Annotated in this window: 20 protein-coding genes; 11 read left to right on the forward strand and 9 right to left on the reverse strand. The window is 61.4% G+C overall.

Annotation, left to right across the window (positions count from 1 at the left end; all coding sequences use genetic code 11):
- Window positions 1-409: 409 nt before the first annotated feature.
- Window positions 410-1,204 (forward strand): OBAP family protein, encoded by a 795-nt coding sequence (locus tag KY379_RS15095; protein WP_261240735.1) that lies wholly within the window; start codon window positions 410-412, stop codon window positions 1,202-1,204.
- Between the two features lie 228 nt (window positions 1,205-1,432).
- Window positions 1,433-2,374, forward strand: a complete 942-nt coding sequence (locus KY379_RS15100; protein WP_261240734.1) for a tyrosine-type recombinase/integrase — start codon at window positions 1,433-1,435, stop codon at window positions 2,372-2,374.
- Between the two features lie 53 nt (window positions 2,375-2,427).
- On the opposite strand, the gene KY379_RS15105 is transcribed toward KY379_RS15100, so the two are convergent.
- The 9 genes from KY379_RS15105 to KY379_RS15145 form a co-directional block, all read right to left on the reverse strand.
- Window positions 2,428-3,057, reverse strand: a complete 630-nt coding sequence (locus KY379_RS15105) for a dTMP kinase (RefSeq protein WP_196171771.1) — start codon at window positions 3,055-3,057, stop codon at window positions 2,428-2,430.
- A gap of 41 nt (window positions 3,058-3,098) precedes the next feature.
- A complete protein-coding gene (locus KY379_RS15110; protein WP_165976021.1) occupies window positions 3,099-4,115 on the reverse strand; it encodes a sensor domain-containing diguanylate cyclase in 1,017 nt (338 codons plus the stop codon).
- A 27-nt stretch (window positions 4,116-4,142) separates the two neighbouring features.
- Entirely contained in the window at window positions 4,143-4,682 is a 540-nt protein-coding gene (locus tag KY379_RS15115) for a membrane integrity-associated transporter subunit PqiC (protein WP_133323945.1), read from the reverse strand.
- Between the two features lie 21 nt (window positions 4,683-4,703).
- A complete protein-coding gene (locus tag KY379_RS15120) occupies window positions 4,704-6,344 on the reverse strand; it encodes an intermembrane transport protein PqiB (RefSeq protein ID WP_133323944.1) in 1,641 nt (546 codons plus the stop codon).
- On the reverse strand, window positions 6,328-6,972 hold the full coding sequence (locus KY379_RS15125; RefSeq protein ID WP_133323943.1) for a paraquat-inducible protein A: 645 nt from the start codon (window positions 6,970-6,972) through the stop codon (window positions 6,328-6,330). Before KY379_RS15125 ends, KY379_RS15120 begins: the two co-directional genes overlap by 17 nt.
- The gene (locus KY379_RS15130) at window positions 6,969-7,565 is read right to left on the reverse strand and encodes a paraquat-inducible protein A (protein WP_261240733.1); all 597 of its coding nucleotides are present in this window, start codon (window positions 7,563-7,565) and stop codon (window positions 6,969-6,971) included. The genes KY379_RS15125 and KY379_RS15130 overlap by 4 nt, the downstream gene beginning before the upstream one ends.
- A 170-nt stretch (window positions 7,566-7,735) precedes the next feature.
- Window positions 7,736-8,701, reverse strand: a complete 966-nt coding sequence (locus KY379_RS15135) for an AraC family transcriptional regulator (RefSeq protein ID WP_196171758.1) — start codon at window positions 8,699-8,701, stop codon at window positions 7,736-7,738.
- A 10-nt stretch (window positions 8,702-8,711) separates the two neighbouring features.
- Window positions 8,712-9,725: an AraC family transcriptional regulator gene (locus KY379_RS15140; RefSeq protein ID WP_133323940.1), complete on the reverse strand. Its 1,014-nt coding sequence runs from the start codon at window positions 9,723-9,725 to the stop codon at window positions 8,712-8,714.
- A gap of 228 nt (window positions 9,726-9,953) precedes the next feature.
- Window positions 9,954-11,204, reverse strand: coding sequence for an OprD family porin (locus KY379_RS15145; protein ID WP_196171759.1), 1,251 nt, complete (start codon window positions 11,202-11,204; stop codon window positions 9,954-9,956).
- A 345-nt stretch (window positions 11,205-11,549) separates the two neighbouring features.
- Between KY379_RS15145 and antA the strand changes: the two genes are divergently transcribed.
- The 9 genes from antA to KY379_RS15190 all read left to right on the forward strand — a co-directional run bounded on the left by antA (window position 11,550) and on the right by KY379_RS15190 (window position 20,312).
- On the forward strand, window positions 11,550-12,953 hold the full coding sequence (antA, locus tag KY379_RS15150; protein WP_261240731.1) for an anthranilate 1,2-dioxygenase large subunit: 1,404 nt from the start codon (window positions 11,550-11,552) through the stop codon (window positions 12,951-12,953).
- Window positions 12,954-12,955: 2 nt separating this feature from the next.
- The gene (gene antB, locus KY379_RS15155; RefSeq protein WP_261240729.1) at window positions 12,956-13,447 is read left to right on the forward strand and encodes an anthranilate 1,2-dioxygenase small subunit; all 492 of its coding nucleotides are present in this window, start codon (window positions 12,956-12,958) and stop codon (window positions 13,445-13,447) included.
- 19 nt (window positions 13,448-13,466) lie between these two features.
- On the forward strand, window positions 13,467-14,489 hold the full coding sequence (gene antC, locus KY379_RS15160; RefSeq protein WP_261240728.1) for an anthranilate 1,2-dioxygenase electron transfer component AntC: 1,023 nt from the start codon (window positions 13,467-13,469) through the stop codon (window positions 14,487-14,489).
- A gap of 75 nt (window positions 14,490-14,564) precedes the next feature.
- Complete coding sequence (locus KY379_RS15165) at window positions 14,565-15,725, forward strand: ABC transporter substrate-binding protein (protein ID WP_196171762.1); 1,161 nt, start codon at window positions 14,565-14,567, stop codon at window positions 15,723-15,725.
- 61 nt (window positions 15,726-15,786) lie between these two features.
- Window positions 15,787-16,698 carry a branched-chain amino acid ABC transporter permease gene (locus KY379_RS15170; RefSeq protein ID WP_133323934.1) on the forward strand — a complete coding sequence of 304 codons (912 nt, stop codon included), beginning with the start codon at window positions 15,787-15,789 and terminating at the stop codon, window positions 16,696-16,698.
- Between the two features lie 10 nt (window positions 16,699-16,708).
- Window positions 16,709-17,725 (forward strand): branched-chain amino acid ABC transporter permease, encoded by a 1,017-nt coding sequence (locus KY379_RS15175; RefSeq protein ID WP_133323933.1) that lies wholly within the window; start codon window positions 16,709-16,711, stop codon window positions 17,723-17,725.
- Complete coding sequence (locus KY379_RS15180) at window positions 17,722-18,471, forward strand: ABC transporter ATP-binding protein (protein ID WP_196171764.1); 750 nt, start codon at window positions 17,722-17,724, stop codon at window positions 18,469-18,471. Before KY379_RS15175 ends, KY379_RS15180 begins: the two co-directional genes overlap by 4 nt.
- Window positions 18,464-19,150, forward strand: coding sequence for an ABC transporter ATP-binding protein (locus tag KY379_RS15185; RefSeq protein ID WP_261240727.1), 687 nt, complete (start codon window positions 18,464-18,466; stop codon window positions 19,148-19,150). Before KY379_RS15180 ends, KY379_RS15185 begins: the two co-directional genes overlap by 8 nt.
- 217 nt (window positions 19,151-19,367) lie before the next feature.
- A complete protein-coding gene (locus KY379_RS15190) occupies window positions 19,368-20,312 on the forward strand; it encodes a PDR/VanB family oxidoreductase (RefSeq protein ID WP_133323930.1) in 945 nt (314 codons plus the stop codon).
- Window positions 20,313-20,317 lie beyond the last annotated feature (5 nt).

The raw sequence follows: 20,317 nt of genomic DNA on the forward strand, positions 1-20,317 counted from the left end.
GCTGACGACTCATGGCACCTCCTATTTGGGCCTCATTATGAGGCTTGGAGGTGTCTACGAAACTAGGGGCGATTCAAATCCCTGAATCTTCTCGTCATTCGATCATGGTCAAAATTAGCAGAGCGTCACATGAGGCGTGACGATCGTAGAGATCGATGATTTGATCGGCGGATGGATGATGGGACATGAACTGGGAGTCCTTATTACCTGGCGATAGAACGTTTTTGAGAGGGTTCTAGAGCTTGAAATGTACCCTGGGTGGGTACGCTGCGGGAAATACGGATCTGCGCATAATGTGTATTATGTTAAATCGGATTACCTTTTATAAAGGTTCATGCCATTCGTCCGTTTGACTGTCCGCTTATCTCGCCATGGCTGTCCTCTAAAGACACCAGCCAGAGCCTTCCTCATGCGACAGCTACTCCAATTGATGACCCTTCCGCTCGCCTGCACTCTGCTGTGGGCTTGCTCCTCTCCCGTAACGAAATCTCCTGTAGAGACTCCAGGTCGTCCAAAGACGGCAAAAACCCAGCTCTTGGAGGCCGGGGCTGCGACGCTGCAATCCAAGTCGCCCATTGAAGCCATCAATGCCTATCTGGATGGCTTTCATTTCTACAACGGGCATTCAGACGTGCAGATGGAAGCGCATCACTACTGCTCCATCCTGAATGAGGATGTCATCCAGTGCGTCATCTTCGATGGCAATACGAAGAACGCGAAGATCATGGGCGTCGAGTACATCATCGACGAGAACCTATTTGCTTCATTGCCGGCCAAGGAAAAAGCAATGTGGCACAGCCATGCTTATGAAGTCTCCTCTGGGCAATTGATCGCCCCCGGCATTCCTGCACTTGCTGAGCATGCTCTGATGGAGCGACTTGCGCAGACCTATGGGAAGACCTGGCACACCTGGCACACCGATCAGGACAAAGCGCTGCCTGTAGGTGTGCCGCAGTTGATGATGGGTTTTACCGCAGATGGCCAGGCTCACCCGGCGATGGTCGAGCAACGCAATCGTCGACTGGGTGTGGATCTTGCAAAAATCAAAGCTGAGCGGGCTGACATTCCTACTCCTGACATAGATTTGCAGGCGGATGGCTGGCAACACGGTAACGTCATTCAAATCACCGACCCAACCGGCACCCATCTACATCGCCCTTCGACAGGTACGCCACCTACTACAAATAGCCGATCCAGCCAATAGCCGCCTGCAACGCCGCCGCCGAGCATCTCAGACCTACGATTTCGTACTGTCATACGTTGTACGTAACTACGTGCCATTTTCTAAGGTATCATCAGTTAAAATCGGGTTATTATTGACAAGACATAATCGAGCATTATCGCTTGTCAGCACTCAAAGGGCGGGTACAATCCCCCGAAAGAAAGTACGAAGGCCAAAAGCCAGCTTCAAAGGCTCGAACGGGGAATTCAGGTGGTAGAAGTCACCAGCAAAGCAGACAGATACCTTGAGGCGAGCGTTCGCCAGAACACGTCCAAGAGCTATGCAGCCGCCCTCTCCCACTTCGAAGTCACCTGGGGCGGCTTCCTGCCCACAACCACCGAAACAGTAGTGCGCTACATCGCCGAGTACGCCGACCAGTTGGCCCTGAGCACACTGAAGCAACGCTTGGCCGCGCTGGCTAACTGGCACCAGAACAACGGCTTTCCCGACCCTACCAAAGCCCCCAAGGTCAGGCAGTTGCTCAAAGGCATCCGAGCGCTGCACCCCGTTCAGCAAAAGCAGGCAGCGCCTCTGGCATTACTGCATCTGGAAAAGGCCGTGGCACACCTCGAAGCAGAGGTCGCTCAGGCGCGAACCGCAGGCAATATGGCCGCTCTGCTCAAGGCCACTCGCGACATCGCTCTGCTCACCGTGGGTTTTTGGAGGGGGTTCCGCGGCGATGAACTGGCCAGGCTCACGATCGAGAACACCCATGCCGAGCGCTACGTCGGGATCAGGTTCTATCTGGGTTCTTCCAAAGGCGACCGGCAGAACATCGGGCGTGAGTACAGGACACCGTCACTAAGCAAGCTCTGTCCGGTTGAGGCGTACCTGAACTGGATCGAGGCTGCCGGCATAACCCACGGGGGTGTGTTCAGAGGCATAGATCGTTGGGGCAACATCAGTGATCGCGCGCTTGCCGCCCACAGCCTGATCCCCCTGCTCCGCGATATCCTGAACCGCTGTGGGCTGCAGGCCGAGATCTACAGCGCTCATTCGATCCGGCGCGGATTCGCCACCTGGGCGGCAAGCTCTGGCTGGGACATCAAGACGCTGATGGAGTACGTCGGCTGGAGCGATATGAAGTCTGCACTGCGCTATGTGGAGCCTGCTCAGCAATTTGGTGGGCTGATCAGAAAGCTTGGGGAATGACGCCACCCAGCATAGCCCCTGCACAGCAACTCAACGGCTAGCACCCGCCCACACTAGCAACAACACGAGTTGTCTCGCATCACCGCACCAATGGCCGCCACCACTTGAATCGTAGCGGCCTCGATCGTTCCCTCATTTCGGCACAGCAGCCAACCTTGATCGGCAAACGCGCGCTCGAACGCCTGGGTTGCCGCGTCATGTTCATGAAACGCCTGAATGACCGTACTGCCGAGCCCCCGTGTACGCGCTTGCGCCCTCGCCCATGATATCCGCGGATCGGTGATCACGCCGACATGCAGGTCGGGCACCTGCACGCGCTGCTGCATGTTCAGTCGCAGCGCTTCGGCAAATGGAATCCATCGGCGAAACGCGGCATCGGACGGATACCATCGGTCGATCAGGATGATGCAGCCCGGCGGCTGCTTGGGCAGCACCTGCCGGGAAATCCAGGCACGGCTCTGGGCAAGTCGCTCGCAGATCCTCAGTTCCAACTCTACCGAAGGAGTTCTCGCCATGGTGTTGACCAGTGCCATGATTTCGGCTCTGTGCGGGTCATTCATCTTCTCTGAAAGACGAGCCACCTTGTGGCCATCGGCCCGCAAGCGCTGGGTGACAGCCTCGGCCAGGGTGGTTTTACCCGTGCCCTTGGGGCCATCCAGTGAGATGAACAGTGACCTTTTCATGTTGGATGCGTCGCTTGCGGAATCGATCTGCATCTTACTGGTTAAGTTCGATGAACGCAGACCCGCCCACGCTGGCGCTTGGCCTCGTACATTGCTTGGTCCGCGCACCTCAACAGCCCCGGTACATCCTCGGCATGCTCAGGTGCCAGCGCCACACCGATGCTGGGCGTGACAAAGTCGATCACGGTGTCGCCTATCCGGACCGGCGCGCAGATCACCCTGAGCAAGCGCTCAGCCAAGGCCGACGCCGCCTCACTCGTGGCCGTCGGCAAGATCAAGGTGAATTCATCACCCCCTAGTCGATAGGCCTTGCCCGGGGCGCGCACCGCATTGCGCAGGCGTTCTGCCATGCACACCAGCAATTCATCACCCACATCGTGGCCAAAGGTATCGTTCACCTGCTTGAACCGGTCCAGGTCGAGAAACAGCAGTGCCAACGGCGCGCCGCCGACGCCCATATGCATGGCCAGGTCACGGTGAAACGCTTTGCGGTTACTCAATCCCGTGAGGACGTCCCGATAGGCCATCGCGAACAAGGTTTGCTGATGCTGCACATGTGGGCTGACGTCATGCAGGATCCCGTGGTAACCCAGCACATCGCCGTTGGCGGCGAGAAGCCAGTTGACATGACTCTCGAAATAACCGGTGCTGCCGTCGGCCCGCAGTAACCAGGTAGATACTGGAGCACCAGGCTCGGCTTCGGTCACGCTCGGCACAACGGCCAACGCCTGGCCAGACTCGCCTTGCAGGGAAGCGAACGTCTGACCGATCAGGCGCGTGAGCGGGTACCCCAGCATGCGGCAAAACGCTGGGTTGGCCGAGACGAAGCGCGCTGATCGATCCAGTTCGAAGAAGCCATCAGCCATGCTCTGCAGCAACATCCTGTCGCGGGCCTCGCTGCGCTCCAGCCGGTCCAGCAAACCGTTGACTGCCAAGGCCAGCCCATCCAACTCAGCGTGCCCGGTCGGTTCCAACCGTTTACCTACGGTGTCCGGGCCGATGTGCAGCAAAGTTCGCTGCATGCGGGCAATGCTGGCGATTACGTTGTCCATCGTCATGCTTGCTCCTTGGGGTCCACGGCCAGACTAAGCGCCAGGGCAGCCTGCACTTGAGGGTGCCGCTGCCCGGCGTAGCGCTTCGGCGAGCTTGCGCAGATTGGCTTGATGGGCATTGACCAGGTTGGTGATGCTGTTGTCCGCGGGCGTGCGTACCGCAGTGCGACAGGTCATTTCCGCCGCGCCGGGACGCTTCATGCGCCACCAAGCCTCCAGGGCGGCGTACTGACCTGGCACGGTGTCGAACCGTTGCACGTCGACCCGCACCAAGGTCTTGGGCCCGGCTGCCGGGCCGCGCAATTGATCCTGCAAGGCGCTTCGGAACTCATCGACGAGATTCGCGCCCCACCACTCGGTTTCCAGAATGGCCAGCCCGCTGTTGCCTTGGCGAACGACCAACTGTGGTCGGTCCACCTGCGGCGGCATGCTGACCCTGCTCACCTGGATATTCTGCATGGACGCCTGGGGTGGCTGGGCCGCTACCAGGGTGTGATAGTTGTTCGGTGCGCTGCTGCAGGCACAGAGCGCGCCGAACGCGCTGGCGATGCAGAGATTACGCAGTCGATGCATGGGTTCGCTCCTCAATGCGCCTCACGGTTTCACACGCTCGGCCCCGGCCGCTTTCGGTCGACCGCGGATCAGCGATTCGGGGTGCCGGCCCAGGTAATCCGACAAGTCACGCAGCGAGCGCGACATGCGCTCGAGTTCATCGAGGGTCTCACCGAACCGTTCACGCTGGGGAGAGCCCTCGGCGATGGTCGAGTTGGCGCTCTGCAAGGTCTTCTGCAGATCGTCAAGGGTCGCCTTCACGCTCGGAAGGGTCTGGCCGTTGAACTGCTTGAGATTGGTCCGCAAATCGCGCAATGTGCCATCGAGGTTGCTGGCGATGCTTTCCAGGGGCAGCTTGCCGATACGTTCGACCACCTGCTGCAGTTGCTCCTGCAACTTTTCGAGACTACCCGGTAGGGTCGGTATGACGATGGGATTGGCGTTCATGTCGAATGCCACCTTGGGGGCGTCGGGATAGAAGTCCAGGGAAATGAACATCTGCCCGGTGATCAGGTTGCCGCTGCGCGCCTGGGCCCGCAGGCCGTGCTCGACGAAGGTGCCGATCAGTCGTCTGGCACCCGCCATGTCGCCCTCCTTGTTCTTGAACACGCCGAGCATCTTGCGATGGACCGGCCCCAGACGCTGCGGGTAGATCACCGCATCGACCACCACCGGGAAGCTCTGCCTGGCCGGGTCGTAGTCCAGCTTGATCGAAGTGACCTTGCCGAATTCCACGCCTTTGAACTCCACCGGCGCCCCCACCGACAAGCCGCGCATGGCCTGGTCGAAGCGCAGTTGCAGGTACTGGGCCGGGCCACTCGGGGGTGCCAGCGCGGAGTCCCTGTCACCGAACAGCTGGAACTGGGTGTGATCGGCTGCGGGCTGGGCTTCGGGGGCAAAGTCCGGTGAGCCGAATGCCAGTCCGCCGACCAGGATCGAGGACAGTGACTCAGTGTCGACCTTGAGCCCATTGGCACCGACCTGCATGTCGATGCCGCTGGCATTCCAGAACCGCGTATCGGTGGTGACGAACGCATCGAACGGTGCAAGCACGAAAACGCCGATATCCACGCCTGAGCCATCGTCTTTCAAGGCAAAGGACACCACCTCCCCAACCGGGATCTTGCGGTAGTAGATCGACGAGCCGATATCCAGCGAGCCCAGGTCCGAAGCGCTCAGCGAGAAGTGCTTGCCCTTCTCGCCATAGGTGATCGGCGGTGGCAACTCCAGGCCTTTGAAGTGCTTCTCCGGCGCCTTGGACTCGCCGGCATCGGCACCGATGAAACTGCCCGACAGGAGTGTGTCGACCCCGGATATGCCGCCAGCGCCGATGCGCGGCCGCACCACCCAGAAGCGCGCACCCTGGGTGGCGAACGAGCGGGCCTCGTTGGACAACTGCACTTTGGCGATGACGCCGGTGCGGTCATCCGCCAGATCGACGGAGGTCACTTCACCGATCACCACGCTGCGGTACTTGACCTGGGTTTTGTGCGCCACCAGGCCTTCGCCGGAATTGAACGAGATGGAGATGACCGGGCCTTCCTGCATCCAGTTGCGAACTACCAGCGACGCCCCTACGAGAATCGCCAGGATCGGCACGATCCACACCAATGACACGTTCCAGCGGCGGGTGCGGACCTCTGCCCGCCCGGCTGACACCTGTTTGTCAGTCTCCTGCACCATCCGTGCGGCCCTCTTGATTGTCGCGGTTATCCCAGATCAGGCGGGGGTCGAAGCTATTGGCCGAGAACATGGTCAGCACCACGACCATGCCGAAGAACAGGATGCCTTCGCGCGGTTCGATGGTGCCCAGGCCGCGCAACTGCACCAAGGCCGCCACCAGGGCCACGACCATCACGTCGAGCATCGACCAATAGCCGATCAACTCGACGAAGCGAAACAGCTGCGAGCGCTGCCGCCGGGCCCAGGTCGAACGCCGCCCGGCGGTGAACAGCAGCAATCCGAGCGAAAAGAACTTGATCGCGGGCACGCCCATGCTGGCGATGAAGATGATCAAGGCGATGTCCCAGGCCCCCGCCTCCCAGAACTCGACCACACCTCCGCCGATGGTGCTATCGCTGCCACTGCCGAGCATCTCGGTGTGCATCACCGGCATCAGGTTGGCCGGTATGTAGAACACCAACGCAGCCAGCAGGAACGCCCAGCCACGGCCGATGGCGTCGGTCTTGCGCCGGTGCAGGCCAGCACCGCAGCGGGTGCAAGTATGGGCATTGGCCTGCAGGTCGCAGGTCTGCCCGCAACCATGGCACAGGCACAGCCCGGCCTCATCGGCACGTGCAGGGGCCGTCATACCCGCTCCCAGAGGTCACGGATATCGCGACCGGCGATATAGATGATGAGCATGCTCAGGGCCGCCAGGGCCAACAGCCCGATACCTGGGATGACCTCCAGCAGCCCTGCCAGTTTGATCACTGCGACCATTGCCCCGAGCAGGCACACCTCGAGCATGCTCCACGGGCGCAGGGCTTCGAGGGCGCGCATGCAGGTGGCAAACCCCGGTGCGCGCCGCCCGGCCAGTGCGAAACCCAGCAGCCAGCACAACAGGGCGATCTGCAGGACCGGTGCGAAGATGATGGCCAGTGCCATGACCAGCGCGATGAAGGTGATGCTCCCGCTGCTGAGGATCTGCACCGAATCCCACAAGGTGGCGGAATTGGTCAGCCCTTGCATGCTGATGGTCATGACCGGGTAGCAGTTGGCGAATATCAGCAACACACCACCGGTGACGCCTAGCGCCAATCGCTGCTGGATCGTCAGATTACAGTGCCGGTACAACACCCCACCGCACTGCGGACACAGTGCGCGCTGATGACGCTCGAGCGTTGTGCGCTGGTAGAGGGCGTCGCAATACTCGCAGATGATCAGATCCCGGGCCTGGACCATGCTCGTTCCCCTGGGCTGGCGTCTAACCGCAGCCCTGCAACGGTGGGCTGCTACCGGTACGAGGTTTCCCGTCTCGTGCTTGCCAAAGCCTAGACGCAAAACCTCGTGGTCGCCGGAGGCAATGCCACATCACGTCCCCCATCCTTGCCCAGGGATGAGCGAGGCCGTGTCTAGCCTCGGGTCTGGCGCGGCAATTCTCCGAAACGCTGGCGGTAGTAGGCGGCGAATCGCCCGACATGAGCGAAGCCATATTCCAGTGCCACCTCGGTGACGCTGGCGTGCGGGTTGCCCATCAGGTGAGCGCGGGCCGCATCCAGGCGCAGGGCGCGCAGGCGGTCCATGGGGCTTTGCGCGAATTCGCGCTGGCACAGGCTATTCAGGCTGCGGATGCTCATCCCCGCCTCGCTGGCCAGTTGCGGCAGACTGATGCTTCGGTTCAGGTGACCGCGCATGCACGCCTCGATACGCTCCAGATGGCGCGCGGGCTGACGCAGCTCGCAGCGGGTGGCGAGATCGGCCGAACAATGGCTGAGCAGAAACAGCGGCAGGCTCTGCTCCAGGTGCCGCAGCCAAGGCGACAGTGGAACGGCCTGCTCGCCGCTAGGCAAATGCTCGAGCAACTCGCTGACCAAGCGCAGCCAGCGCACGCTCAGCGGTCGTTGCAGTCGGCTCAGCGCGGGCAGCTCTGAATCCAGCTGAAGGTGGCGCTGACTGGCCTCGAACAGGGCACGTGGCAACTTGAGTATCAGTTGCTCACAACCTGCATTCCACATCACCCGCGCGTTTTGACGCGGTGCCAGCACCGCAGTGTCGCCAGGGCTGACGCAATAGCTGACGCCGTCGCACTGCAAGGTGGCGTTGCCCTGCAATGGCATCTGCACCAGCACGAAATCTTCGAAGGGCTGAGGACGGATCTCCACCTGACCGCCGTAGCGCAGCGCGTAGAGTTCGCAACTGGCGACCTGGCCACGGTGCAGGGTCACTTCCACTTGGCCGTCGGGCCAGTCCAGCTCATGATCCACCAACGCCTCGCCCAGGCGCTGCTGGGCTGCCAAGGCAGAACGACTGCTGAATCCCGGCTGCTTGAGCAGCGCCGAAAGGTCAAGTCCGAGCCGGTTGGCGGTGCTGCCATGCAAGCCGTTCACCTCACACCAACCGATTGCGGCGGGCTTCGTTGCGTTGCAGGGTCGCGCTGGGCGCTTCGTTGAACAGCTTGCGGTACTCACTGGCAAAGCGCCCCAAGTGCGAGAACCCCCAGCCCATTGCGATCACCGAGATGTTGCGTTGCGAGGCATCCTCGAGGATCTCCTGGCGCACAGCGCCGAGTCGGTACTTCTTCAGGTAGGCCATGGGCGAGAGTCCGAAGGACTTGCGAAAACCTTCGAACAGCTTGAACCGCGATACCCCAGCGGCCTGTTCGATGTCTTCCAGGTGCATCTCTTCACGGGCGTTGGCCTCGATATAGTTCTTGGCCCGCACCAGGTAGTACGGCAGCTTGTTGTCGGTCTGCTCGCGCAGCTCAGCGGTGTAGTTGTTCGGCTGCGACAGAATCAGCCCCTTGATCAGCGCCGTTTCCACATCGCGGGTGAATGCCACATGGGCGAACAGGCCGTGCCCACGTTCCAGTTCTTCGACGTAATAGCGAGCCATGCGCCACCATGAGGCCGACGCCCCCTCCACCGCATCCATGACCGGTTCGAATACCAGCGGTACGTCCAGCGGACGCTGCAGCATCGATTCCAGGGTCTGGCGCATGGCCATGCGGGTGATCACCACCGAGACCTTGTGACAGTCGCCGGTCATGCTCAGGGTCTGGGTTTCGTAGGGTGTGACGATCAGCCCCTGGTCGCGGTCGGACCGCAGGCGCTGGCCATTCTTGATCAGTTCCTGCTCGCCACGCAGCGGCAAGCTGAGGCTGTAGCAATTGAGGTGTTCGGCATCCTCGACACCGATGGTCACATCGGTCCCGTATTCCATGCGCCCCAGTGTGGTTGACATGGATTTGAAGACGTTGGCGCTGTGGTGAAAGTGAATGCGGTTCGGTTGGTGAGTGTGCAATTCATGCGGGCCACAGATACCGGCCATCCAGTCCCGCGCACCGGCGAGGTCGTAGCGATCGATTCGAATATCTCTGAACGTAACAATGCTCGGTTGGTTCATGAAAATGCACCCACGGCTAGGGATATCGGCGCGCTCTTCGGCACGTTTGCTCATTGGCCAAGCAAAGGCTATGCCCGGCATGCCGGTCACTGGGCATATTCGGATTTTCTGGCTAGCAATGAATGAATAACTGGATATCGGACGCGCCGATTGCCTGTCCACGCCCTTCGAACACCCCTGGCGCGCCTGGTTGCGGCGCCAGGTGATGTTCGATTTCGGGGCAGAGCGTTACCAGAATTTCCAGGTGTACATCGTCACCAGGCGATTCTCGACCCAATCGTTACCATGGCTGAACTTGGCCACCACATTACCCGCCTCGAAGCCCAAACCTTGCAAAGGCCCACTTTGCACCACATAGGACAAGATCAGGTTGCGCTCGCTTTCGGCAGCCTCGCTCAAGCTGTCACCACGATCGATCGAGGTGCCCTTGAGGTAACGGGTCATGAACTTCAGGCCCGGAATACCCATGCCGGCAAAGTCATAGTCATAGCGGGCCTGCCAGGACTTCTCGTTGGGTTTGATGAACGCCACCCGTGACCAGTTGACCAGGAAGGGTTGCGGCACGTAACCGCCCAGGGTGGGGAAATTACTGTCGCCGAGCATGCGCTGGTAGCCCACGCCGAACGCGTGAGCGCCCTTCCTCAAGGTGGTCATGATGCCGTAGGAGCGGTTGTCGATGTCGCCATACAGGGCATCGCCGTCCTCGTTGTTGTTGAAGTAGCGCAGGTCGGTCTTCAACCCGTAACCGGCGCCCAGGTCGGTCAGGTTGGTCACGCCCAGATAGTGTTGCTGGTAGATGTCTTCGACTTGCGCATAGTAGTAACTGCCGGTCCAGGCCTTGTTGAACACGTAGCTGCCACCTGCGAGGTTCATCCCGTCGCTGTCGCGCACCACACCGGAGCCGGTCTGCAGGTAGAGCTTCTGGTAATTGGACGAGTTACGCGCCCCGATTTCAGTGAGGCGCCCGGCGTGCAGCGTCAGCCCGTCGATTTCCTTGGACTCGAGCAAGCCGCCGCGGTAGGTGGTGGTCAACTGACGGGAATCATCGATCACCACCACAGGCAGGATCGGTCGCAGCTCACCGATCTTCAGTTCGGTCTTGGAATAGCGCATCTTCAAGGTCAACCCGCCTCGCCCATAGTCGTCGGGCTGGGCCTGGCGGCTGACGCTATAGGGAATGATGGTGTCGTCACCACGCCCGCCCCCGCCATCCAGGCGAACGGCGTACTGCAGGTTGGCATCGACGCCGAATTGCAGCAGGCCATCGCTATAGCCAGAGGCGAAACGCAGGTCGAAACCTTGGGTCCAGCTACCGACCCGCGAACGCGTCGGGTCGTCACCCTTGAAGTCGCGATCGATGTAGAAGTTGCGCAGTCCCAGCGCCAAGTTGCTGTCTTCGACGATATCGGCTTGCGCCAACAACGGCGCGCACAGACCAATCGTTTGTACACCCCTCACCCACCAAGTTCGTTGCAACATAGCGTTCTTCCCCAGGCCGCAGGCAACGCGGCATTTTTATTTGGACGGCCGCATGGCCGTTATGCAGAGGGCAGTCGTCGTTAGCGCTTGAAAAACACTCTATCGGTGTCTGGGGCGCATTAAGCGTTACGCAGATGGGTCGCGGCTATCCCGATATTTGAAGACAATTAGCCAAATGCTTAGCCCCAAAATCGGTGTAATTCCCGGTTTTCAGGGCTCGGCAACGGAGTTGGAAAATTACCGCCGATTTTCCGGATGCTTTTCACTTATTAAGCGGATAGACCCTGCAGCCGGCCTGCTCATTTAATGGATGCATGAATTAGCCCGATGGCCGAGGACTGCACCATGAGTCAAACGAGAAGCGTCGAACAGTGGAAACAATTTGTTGAAAGTTGCCTGGACTTTCGGCCACAGGACGGTGTTTACCGAATCGCCCGCGATATGTTTACCGAGCCCGAACTGTTCGACCTGGAAATGGAACTGATTTTCGAGAAGAACTGGATCTACGCCTGCCACGAAAGTGAAATCGCCAACAATCACGACTTCATGACCATGCGTGCCGGACGCCAACCGCTGATCATCACCCGCGATGGCGAAGGAAAGCTCAATGCCCTGATCAACGCTTGCCAGCACCGCGGCACCACCCTGACCCGGGTCGGCAAGGGCAACCAGTCCACCTTCACCTGCCCGTTCCACGCCTGGTGCTACAAGAGCGATGGGCGCCTGGTCAAGGTCAAGGCGCCCGGCGAATACCCGGAAGGCTTCGACAAAGCCACCCGCGGCCTGAAGAAAGCCCGTATCGACAGCTACAAGGGTTTCGTCTTCGTCAGTCTCGACGTCGCTGGCAGCGATACTCTGGAAAACTTCCTCGGCGATGCCAAAGTGTTCTTCGACATGATGGTGGCGCAGTCGCCCACCGGTCAGCTCGAAGTACTGCCCGGCAAAAGTGCCTACACCTATGACGGCAACTGGAAGCTGCAGAACGAAAACGGCCTCGACGGCTACCACGTCAGCACCGTCCATTACAACTATGTCGCCACCGTGCAGCATCGCCAGCAAGTCAATGCCGAAAAAGGCCTGACCGCCAGCGATACCCTCGACTACAGCAAGCTCGGTGCCGGCGACAAGGAAACCGATGACGGCTGGTTCGCCTTCCACAACGGCCATAGCGTGCTGTTCAGCGATATGCCCAACCCAGCCGTGCGACCTGGCTACGCCACCATCATGCCGAGGCTGGTCGAGGAACATGGTCAAGGCAAGGCCGAATGGATGATGCACCGCCTTCGCAATCTCAACATCTACCCGAGCATGTTCTTCCTCGACCAGATCAGCTCGCAGTTGCGGATCATCCGTCCGATCGCTTGGAACAAGACCGAGATCAACAGTTTCTGCCTGGGTGTGGTGGGCGAGTCAGACGCCGATCGTGAGAACCGCATTCGTCAGTTCGAGGACTTCTTCAACGTATCCGGACTCGGCACGCCAGACGACCTGGTGGAATTCCGCGAGGCCCAGCGCGGCTTCCAGGCACGCCTGGAGCGCTGGAGCGATATTTCCCGCGGTGAAGGCAAGTGGGTCGAGGGCGCCACGCCCAACAGCGAAACCATAGGTATTCGCCCGGCCCTGACCGGGACCGAATTCACCCACGAAGGCCTGTACGTCAACCAGCACGCCAACTGGCAACGGTTCCTGCTCGAAGGCCTGGCCCGCAAGGCGAACGAGCAGCAATCGCTCAAGCTCAAGGAAGTGTGACCATGAATGCGCAACTGCAATACCGCGTCGAACAGTTCCTCTACCGCAATGCCGAGGCGTGTGACGACCAGGACTGGGATGCCTACTTGGCGATGTTCAGTGAGGACAGTGAATTCCACCTGCCGCAGTGGGATTCCGAACACGTGTATACCACCGACCCCAAGAAAGGCATGTCACTAATCTACTACGCCAACCGCGGCGGCCTGGAAGACCGTGTGTTCCGCATCCGCACCGGCAAAGCCGCCTCGACCATTCCCATGCCACGCACCGTGCACCTGCTGAACAATGTGCGCATCGCGCCGCTGGCCAATGACGAGCTGGAAGTGCGGGTCAACTGGCACACGCTGTTCTACCGCATGCAGGCCAGCGATCAGTTCTATGGCCTGGCCACCTACCGCCTGCGCCCCGACGGCGATAGCTGGAAGATCGCCCGCAAGCACGTGGTGCTGCTGAACGACCGGATCAACTCCGTGCTCGACTTCTACCACCTCTGATTGTTGCGGAAACTCGACCATGACCCACAAAGTCGCCTTCAGTTTTGCCGACGGCAAGACGCTGTTCTGCCAGGTGCAGAGCAATGAGATCCTGCTCGACGCGGCCTTGCGCAGCGGCATCAAGATACCGCTGGATTGCCGCGAAGGTGTCTGCGCCACGTGCCAGGGCCGCTGCGAATCGGGCCAGTACACCCAGGACTACGTGGACGACGAGGCCTTGTCTGCCCAGGACCTGGCCGAGCGCAAGGTGCTGACCTGTCAAACTCGCGTGCAGTCGGACGCCGCGTTCTACTTCGACTTCGCTTCCAGCCTGTGTGGCAGCGCTGAGCCGGCGAGCCTGCAAGGCACGGTCAGCCAAGTCCAGCAGGTATCGCCGAGCACCGCCATCCTCCACCTCGAGACCGGCGTGGCCGGCGCCGCGTTGGACTACCTGCCCGGTCAGTACGCTCGACTCAAGGTGCCAGGCACCGAACATAGGCGTTCGTACTCCTTCGCCAGCGCGCCTGGTAGCAGTCAGCTGCAGTTCCTGATTCGGTTGCTACCCAGCGGCGTGATGAGCGACTACATGCGCGAGCGCTGCCAGGTCGGTGATGTGATCGAACTGGAGGCCCCTTTGGGCGCCTTTTACCTGCGTCACATCGACCGGCCTGTACTGATGGTCGCCGGCGGCACAGGGCTGTCGGCATTTCTCGGCATGCTCGACCAGATCGCCGCCCAGGGCGGCTGCGGCCAGCCCGTGCAGCTGTACTACGGCGTTCGCGATGCGGCTGACCTGTGCGAGCTCGCCCGGATCCAAACCTACGCCCAGCGCATACCCGGATTTCGCTTCACCCCGGTGGTCAGCGAGCCCAGCACCGACTGGGCCGGCAAAGTCGGCTATATCGCCGAGCACCTGGACGCCGCCGCGCTGCGCGACCAGCCTTTCGATGTGTACCTGTGCGGCCCGCCACCGATGGTCGAGTCGATCAAGACCTGGCGCAGCGAGCACGCCCTGGAGCACAGCCGCCTGTACCTGGAAAAGTTCACCGAAAGCAACAGCTGAACCCCTAACAACAACACATCGGCCCGTCCGAGTACTGCAACGCTGCCCTCCTCGACCACCTGCAAAGGCCGCATCATGAAAACACTGATACTGCGTGCATGCCTGGCAACCTCCCTCTGCGCGGCCACTGCCGTGCAGGCCGTGGAGCCTGTCCGGATCGGTTTCATCACAACCTTGTCGACCCCCGCCGGTTACCTGGGCGAGGACTCACGCGATGGCTTCCAGTTGGCCATCGACCAGGAAGGTGGCAAGCTCGGCGGCGTGCCGGTGCAGTTGATCGTCGAGGACGACGGACTGCAACCGGCCAAGGCCAAGCAGATCGCCGACCGCATGAGCCTGGACGGTGTCTCGCTGTACACCGGGGTGATCTTCTCCAATGTGCTGGCGGCGGTAATCAACACCGCGACCAAGGATGGCTTCTACGTCAGCATCAACACCGCCCCTTCGACGCTGGCAGGCGAAAAGTGCATGGCCAACTATTTCGTCGGCTCTTACCAGAACGACACCCCGCACGAGATGGCTGGGGTCGCTGCCAACGAACTGGGCTACAAGAAGATGGTCATCCTCGCCCCCAACTACCAAGGTGGTCGTGACGCACTGGCGGGCTTCAAGCGCACCTTCAAGGGCGAAGTCACCGAAATCTACACCAAGCTCAACCAATTGGACTTTTCGGTTGAGCTGGCTCGCATCCGTTCGCTGGCACCTGACGCGATCTTCCAGTTCCACCCAGGTGGCGGTGGCATCAACTTCGCCAAGCAATACGGCAGTTCCGGGCTGTCGGCGACGATTCCGATGGTGGTACCGGTGTTCTCGATGGACGAGCGCATGCTCGCAGCCACTGGCGAAGTGGCCAAGGGCACCAATATCGTCACCCTGTGGAACCCGCAATCGAGCAATCCGGCCAACCAGGCCTTCGTCAAGGCATTCACCGAGAAATACAAGCGCCAACCCACGGTGTACGCGGCCCAGAGCTACGACACCGCGCGCCTCATAGGGGCGGCGCTGAACACCACCCAGGGCAACCTCAAGGATGCGCCGGCATTCCGCACGGCCATGCACAACGTCAAGTTCGATTCGATTCGCGGCAACTTCAGCTTCGCCCAGAATCAGCACCCGGTGATCGACTGGTACTTGTTGCAGGTACAGACCGGCGCCGACGGCAAGTTGCAGGAAGTGCCGATCAAGACCTTGGCCAGTCACCACGTCGACAGCTACGCGGCGCTTTGCAAGCTCTGAGCCGCTGCTGCCGCTGCTCGCCCTGCAGCCCGCTGCGGGGCGCGCTTATGAGGAAAGCCCTATGTTATTGCTCGAACAGATTCTCAACGGGTTGCAGTACAGCGCGCTGCTGTTTCTGCTGGCCTCCGGGTTGACCCTGATTTTCGGCATCATGGGCGTGATCAACCTCGCCCACGGTGCTTTCTACATGGTCGGCGCTTTCTGCGCTGCATACACCGCGATGAGCACCGGGTCGTTCTGGCTCGGGGGCCTGGCAGCCGTGCTCGGCGCCGCCTGCTACGGAGCGCTGATCGAGACCTCGATCATGCGCAGGCTGTACCAGCGCGACCATCTGGACCAGGTGCTGGCGACCCTGGCGGTGGTGTTCTTCAGCAACGAACTGCTGACCGTGCTGTTCGGACGCAGCCCACCCGCGATGCCGACGCCGCAGTGGTATTCGAGCTTCGTGCAAGTACTGCCTGGACTGATGTACCCGGTCAGCCGCCTGCTGTTCATCGCCGCCGGCATCGTCGTGGCCATCGGCATGTGGTGGCTGATCAGCCGCACACGCCTTGGGATGCTGATACGGGCCGGTGCCGATGACCATGAAATGGTCGGTGCGCTAGGGGTGAACATCGCCCGGCTGTATACCCTGGTGTTCGTGTTCGGCTGCGTACTTTGCGGGCTCGCCGGGTTCATGGCGGCGCCGCTGCTGTCGGTGGAAATCGGTATGGGCGAAAAAATCCTGATCACTACCTTCGTGGTCATCGTGGTCGGCGGTGTCGGCTCGGTACGCGGTGCACTGGTCGGTGCCCTGCTGATCGGCATGGTCGACAGTCTGGGCCGCGCCTACATCCCGCCGTTGCTCGACCAACTGCTGCCCAGCGAGAGCAGCGGCACCGTGAGCGCCGGCCTGGTGTCCGCCAGTGCCTACATCGTCATGGCCGTGGTGCTGCTGCTGCGCCCGCGTGGCCTGCTGCCGGCCCGAGCCTGAGGAGAACCGCATGTCACCACGTCTTGTCATCGACCTGGCTTGCCTGGCGATCTTCGCCCTGGTGCCGTTATTGGCCAACTGGCTGAACGAGCCCTACCTGGTCAGCTTCTTCACTCGCCTGGCGATCTACGGCATGGCCGCGATCAGCCTCGACCTGTTGATCGGCTATGGCGCCATGGTCAGCTTCGGCCATGCCGCTTTCTTCGGGCTGGGCGGCTACATCGTCGGCATCGTCGCCTTCCACACCTCCCAGGGCATGCCGCTGTGGGGTTGGGCGGGGAGCAACGATGCGCTGGTGGTGTGGCCACTGGCGCTGCTGATCTGTGCCCTGTTCTCGCTGGTGGTGGGGTACCTGTCGCTGCGCACCACCGGCGTGCAGTTCATCATGATCACCCTTGCCTTTGGGCAGATGCTTTATTTCGTGCTCAGTTCGCTGTCGTTGTATGGCGGCGACGACGGCATCCTGCTCGGCGAGCGCAATACTCTGGGTGCCCTGGACCTTTCCGACGCCAACCATTTCTACTACCTGTGCAGTGCGTTGTTGCTGGGCTGGCTGCTACTGTGCCGACGCCTGGTGAACGCGCGCTTCGGCTTCGTGTTGCGCGGTCTCAAGCAGAGCGAGCGGCGTACCGTGAGCCTTGGCCTCAAACCATTGCGCTATCGCCTGACCGCGTTCGTCATCGCCGGCACCGGTGGTGGCCTTGCAGGGATTCTCTGGGCCAATTATGCACTGTTCGTCAGCCCGGACATGGGCGCCTGGCAGAAGTCCGGCGAGCTGATGGCCATGGTCATCCTGGGCGGTGTTGGCACCCTCCTCGGCCCCGTACTCGGCGCCGCGACCTATCTGGGCCTGGAGCAGGTACTGAGCCAATGGACCGAGCACTGGATGCTGATCTTCGGGCCGCTGCTGTTGCTGGTGGTGCTGTTCGGCAAGCAAGGCGTGTATGGCCTGCTGCTAGGGATGTTTCGGCCCAGGCGCAAGGCCACGCCAGCGTTGGTGGTGGCGAGTGGGGAGGTACAGCCATGAGCGGACAACTGTCGATACGCCGACTGCACAAGGCCTTCGGCGCCGTGAAGGCGACCAACGATGCCAGCCTGGAGCTGGCCAGCGGTGAGTTGCACGCGATCATTGGCCCCAACGGTGCAGGCAAGTCCACCTTAATTGCGCAGATCGCCGGGGAAATCTTCCCTGACCAGGGGCAGATCCACCTGCAAGGCCGCGACATCACCCAGGTTCCGGCCTGGGAACGCCCACGGCTTGGTTTGGCCCGGGCCTTCCAGGTCAGCCAGCTGTATACCGAATTCAGCCTGCTCGAGAACGTCGGCTTGGCCATCGCTGCGCGTGAAGGCCAAGCGTTTGCCATGTGGCAACCGTTGGCCCGTGACCGACGCCTGCTGGAGCCCGCGCTGCAATATTTGCGACAGGTCGGTCTGCAGGACCGGGCACAGGACCCGGTCAGTGAACTGTCCCACGGCGAGCGGCGCCAGCTGGAGATTGCCCTGGCCTTGGCCCAGGAAGCATCGGTGCTGTTGCTCGACGAACCAATGGCCGGGATGGGGGGCGACGAATCGGCACGTATGACCGAGCTGCTGCACAGCCTCAAGGGTCGCTACTCGATCCTGCTGGTGGAGCACGACATGGACGCGGTATTTGCCCTGGCCGACCGCATCACGGTGCTGGTGTATGGCCAGACGGTGCTGACCGGCACCGTCGAGCAGGTGCGCAACGATCCGCAGGTGCGGGCCGCTTATCTGGGAGAAGAACATGCTTGAAGTGCAAGGATTGGTGGCTGGCTACGGGCTGAGCCAGGTGCTGTTCGACATGCACCTGAGTATCGAGCAAGGCCAGGTCGTATCGCTGATCGGTCGCAATGGCATGGGCAAGACCACCACGGTCAAGTCGATCATGGGCCTGATCAAGCCCAGCGCTGGCAGTATTCGCATTCACGGCACCGAAATGCTCGGCGCCGCGCCTTACCGGATCGCCAAGGCGGGCCTAGGCCTGGTGCCGGAGGGGCGCCGCGCCTTTGGCAGCCTGAGCGTGCGCGAGAACCTGCTGGCCACCGCCAGCAAGGGCAAATGGGACCTCGCGCGGGTGTACCAGCTGTTTCCGCGGTTGCAGGAGCGCCAGGATCAGCTGTCGCGCACGTTGTCCGGGGGCGAACAGCAGATGTTGGTGGTGGGCCGCGCCCTGCTGACCAACCCCAGCCTGCTGATCCTCGATGAAGCGACCGAGGGCCTGGCGCCGATCATTCGTGAGCAGATCTGGCATTGCCTGGCGGCACTCAAGGCCGAAGGCGAGACGATACTGGTGATCGACAAGAATCTGAAGGAAATGGCGCGGGTGGTGGATCGGCATCACATCATCGAGAAGGGACGCCAGGTTTGGCAGGGGACGCCTGGGGAGCTGGCGGCGCGGGCGGATTTGTCGCAGCGGTATTTGGGGGTTTGAGAGGCGTACGCTTGGGTTTTGCAGCGCCCATGAGATCGAGCGCCGCCCGCGCGACGCTCGATCTCATGGGCGCTGAAAACATCAGCGCCGAGCCCATCGCAGCACCACTGCCCCCCTCAAACAATCTCGCCAATTCCGGCTACAACTTTGCCATTCGCGGCTATTTCCCCCACTCCCCCTTTCATAAAGTGGCTACGTACTCACACAGGAACTACGTATGCCCAGCCTCTTTCTCAAGGTACATCAGGTCGAGGCGCTGACCCCCAGAATCCGCCGCCTGCTGCTGGTTGGCAGCCAAGATCGACCCTTGCCGGTCTTCACCGCTGGCGCTCATCTGGAGCTGCACGTTCCCGGCGAGCGGCTGCAGCGTCGCGCCTATTCATTGGTCAACCTCTCAGGTAGCGATTGCTACGAGATCGCCGTGCAACTCGAAGAGGCCGGCACCGGTGGTTCACGCTGGGTGCACTCGCTCGAGCCTGGCGATGTCCTCACCGCGGAAGTACCGCAGAACCACTTCCCCTTGTGCGACAGCGCCGACCACGTGCTGTTGATCGCCGGCGGCATCGGCATCACCCCCATGCTGGGCATGGCCCGCGCCCTGCAAGCTGAAGGCAAGCCTTTTACCCTGCACTACGCCGGACGTGATGCCGCGCAGATGGCCTATCTCGAAGAGGCCCGCCGCTACCCCGACATGCATTGCTGGATCAGCGGCGGCGACCCACAGCGGCGCTTCCCCGCCGCCCGGGTGCTCGCCCACCCACGCCCAGGCCTGCACCTGTACATCTGTGGCCCGGCGGCGATGCTCAGCAGCGTGCTGGCGTGCGCCCGGGAATGTGGCTGGGCCGAAGACCACCTGCATTTCGAACTGTTCAACGGCGCCCTCGAAGCAGCCGGCGACCAAGCCTTCGAGGTGCGCCTGCAGGCCACCGGCGTGAGCCTGCAGGTCGCCGCCGGGCAAAGCGTTCTCGACGCCATGCTCGCCGCCGACCTCGACCCGATATTCGATTGCCGCCGCGGTGACTGCGGCGTGTGCGTGGCCCAGGTGCTCGAAGGCGATGCCGACCACCGGGATATCTGCCTGTCCGCGCGCGATCGTGCCGCGGGCAGTTTCTGTACCTGCGTTTCTCGTGCCAGCGGCCCGCTGCTGGTGCTCGACCTGTAACCGCC

It is taken from the genome of Pseudomonas sp. HD6422 (genome assembly GCF_025377065.1).
Taxonomy (GTDB): Bacteria; Pseudomonadota; Gammaproteobacteria; order Pseudomonadales; family Pseudomonadaceae; genus Aquipseudomonas; species Aquipseudomonas putida_U.